Below are 2658 nucleotides of genomic sequence, written 5' to 3' on the forward strand. Positions count from 1 at the left end.
GCAGATAAACCGCAAAAAACAGGGCAATAATGACCGAAATCGGCTCAAAATGAACCATTTCAAAAAAATCAGGCTAAAATTTGGCGGTAGTCCGAAGTTAAAACCGACGGGCTGCTAGCTGCGACATGTCGAGCTGGTTGGAATAATGCGTGCTTATCTGGTTGTCACAGACACCCACTACCCGTAGTATTTTGAGCATCTGCGCCAACCTGGGCGACCATAGTTATCGACGCGCTTGACCGAAACCTTCCTGCCGATCATTCGCCTCGTATTCTCCAATCTCAAGGCCTGGTTGCGCTGCATCCATCATGGCGTCAGGCCACAGCACTTGCAGGTGTACCTCAACGAATTCACGTTCCGCTTCAATCGCCACTTCTACCCCTTCAATGCCTTCCGCTCCCTGCTTGGCATCGCTGGCGATGTCACCGCGCCAACTTATGCCGAGCTTTATTCCAAAATCACGCACCACTACATCTGGTGGGTGTCTGTGACAACCGGACACCTGATTAGCAAGATGTTTAAGCTGTACTTTCATAAGAGGTATCCCCTTAGCTCCACAATATTCATTCCCCAGCCTTATTAATAATTTTTGTGACTGTTCAGCCTGAGGCTGGCTGCGGAGGATTTCCTTGGAAAGTCTGTCGAAGTGCATCGAGGAGATTGTACCCCTGCTTGTGTAGGGTATCGAGGTAAGAGCGGATGATGGCAAAGTTATTCGCTCCATCTATCGTGCGTGCTGGCACGGAGAAAACGGCTAGTCTCCCCGCATTTCGGACATACAAAACCGTCTGGCCAACGCAAATGTTCAAGAATACCACTCTGCGTCCAACCATGCCCAACCAGGGCTGAATCGCGTTCTGGATGCCCTGAGTGCAGAACAGCGTCCCTATCTGGTCCGTGGGGACTGTGGCTTTGGCCATGACGCCGTGATTTGGGAAATGGAATCCCGGCAGCAGTCGTACCTGTTCAAATTGCGCCAGTCACCGCGTGTTAAGCGCCTGCTGCAGCAGGTTTTCACCCGCCGGGACTGGGTGGATGCGGGGCAAGGCTGGGAAGGCCGTGAGGATACGATCCAATGAGCGGGTGTTGGGCGCAGAGTCGTCGGGTCGTCATCCTGCGGCGCTTGCTGAAGGAAAACCTGATCGCCACCCAGGAACAGCGCGGTCAACTGGCCTTTGCTTTTGTGGACCGGCGACAGACCAAGGTCTATGAATATGCCGTCTTGGTGACCGGTCTCTCCGAAGGCATTTTGAGTGTCGCGCAGTTATATCGTGACCGGGCAGATGCCGAGAACGGCTTTGACGAACTCAAGAACCAATGGGGATGGGGTGGCTACACCACCCGGGATCTGGCGCGTTGCCGACTCTCTGCCCGGACGGTGGGACTGGTGTATAACTGGTGGAGTTGGTACACCCGTTTGGCCGTCCCGGATATTCGAAAAGAAGCCATCACCAGCCGCCCGTTGCTGTTGTCCGCCATAGGCCGGAGCACGAAACATGCGGGTCCAGACCCAGATTTATCTGACGCACATGCATGCGGCGCACAACAAGGTAGAACGCGGAATCGAGAATATTCGCAAAGGGTTACGGATGGTTCGGCAGACTGCGGAGCAGTCCCTTGGACACTCCCCCTGGACCCTCCTCGTCAGCTATATCATCGCGCAAATCACCCAAAAACCATGGTCACCACCGGGGGCCTTTCCAGCCCTTGTCGGTCCTTAACTGCTTTTTCTAGGATAAAGTACCCACCTGCTCCAGAATGGCCTTCTTCCATTACCCTACTTGCGCTGGATGCACTCCATGCTCCTGAGCAATCTCGTTGATGGTTTTCAGGCCCCGGATCACCTCCAATCCACCTTGCCCTTAAAGACTGCTCCGTACCCTTTCCGCTTTGTTGCGATCATCGTCTCCTCCTGACCAGGCAACAAGCATAAACTACTGTCTTGAATCTGGGGCCGGCTGTAACTGGAAAAGACCAATCGAACCATTGAAATTGGTATACAAAATTGTATAATACTTAGAAGTGCTGGATTGGAGCTTGGATCAAAGGGAAATGTTGATGACGATAATGGCGATATATTGATGGTACCGTTTAGCTCGTTATGTAAGGTAATTTTTATTTTTATGCGGAATGTTAGACAAACAGGAACAGGATATCCTTGGGTGCTGATGCAATGATTTCAAAGGTCAGATGTTTCCATATGTACCTGTGGCGATTCTGTTGCGCATTGGCGGGCTTGGGTAGATTTTGCCAATATAGTGCAGTAGCGTACCTGTCCGCGCTGGCGCAGCAGGAATAAGAGCCGTCGGCGGCGCATGAGCCAGGCATCGGTGAGCAAGCGGACGGGCACGGGATGTGGGGTATAAAGGCCCGCAGTAATGCCCCGGCGATTTTCAGCTTATGGGTATTACCGGTGCGGGGTACGAGGCGCAAGCGAATGGGAAAGGAAAGGGCTTTGCCGGAGCGGCTCCGCAGGGTCAACGCCAGCCCTCCCAGTTCTGGGCGAGGACATAACGGGGGCGGTTGTGCTTATGGCTGTGATCGAAGTGGATGGTCGCGCCTGGGGCCTTGGTGGAGTGTCGCAGGACCAGCGTATCGTCGATGATCAACTCGACGATCGGCAGCGGCGGCAAAACGGACAGGAGCCAACGGACTTGA

At 53.6% G+C, this 2658-nt stretch carries 3 protein-coding genes and 3 pseudogenes; 3 read left to right on the plus strand and 3 right to left on the minus strand.

Annotated features, from left to right (window positions below):
- Positions 1-235: 235 nt before the first annotated feature.
- Positions 236-491 (plus strand): annotated as a pseudogene (locus HAP95_RS05095) (transposase); the annotation flags it as partial.
- Positions 492-711: 220 nt separating this feature from the next.
- Here the strand turns inward: HAP95_RS05095 and HAP95_RS17460 are convergent.
- The gene (locus tag HAP95_RS17460) at positions 712-801 is read right to left on the minus strand and encodes a transposase (RefSeq protein ID WP_215883239.1); all 90 of its coding nucleotides are present in this window, start codon (positions 799-801) and stop codon (positions 712-714) included.
- A 65-nt stretch (positions 802-866) separates the two neighbouring features.
- On the opposite strand from HAP95_RS17460, the gene HAP95_RS17070 reads away from it, so the two are divergent.
- Entirely contained in the window at positions 867-1079 is a 213-nt protein-coding gene (locus HAP95_RS17070) for a hypothetical protein (protein ID WP_368356553.1), read from the plus strand.
- Positions 1076-1822 carry a hypothetical protein gene (locus tag HAP95_RS05105; protein WP_226832580.1) on the plus strand — a complete coding sequence of 249 codons (747 nt, stop codon included), beginning with the start codon at positions 1076-1078 and terminating at the stop codon, positions 1820-1822. Before HAP95_RS17070 ends, HAP95_RS05105 begins: the two co-directional genes overlap by 4 nt.
- Here the strand turns inward: HAP95_RS05105 and HAP95_RS05110 are convergent.
- A pseudogene (locus HAP95_RS05110) lies at positions 1776-1903 on the minus strand (transposase); the annotation flags it as partial. The gene HAP95_RS05105 and the pseudogene HAP95_RS05110 overlap by 47 nt on opposite strands.
- Positions 1904-2136: 233 nt before the next feature.
- Positions 2137-2658, minus strand: a pseudogene (locus HAP95_RS17605) (IS701 family transposase); the annotation flags it as partial.

This window comes from Acidithiobacillus sulfurivorans, from assembly GCF_018853815.1.
GTDB classification, from domain to species: domain Bacteria; phylum Pseudomonadota; class Gammaproteobacteria; order Acidithiobacillales; family Acidithiobacillaceae; genus Acidithiobacillus; species Acidithiobacillus sulfurivorans.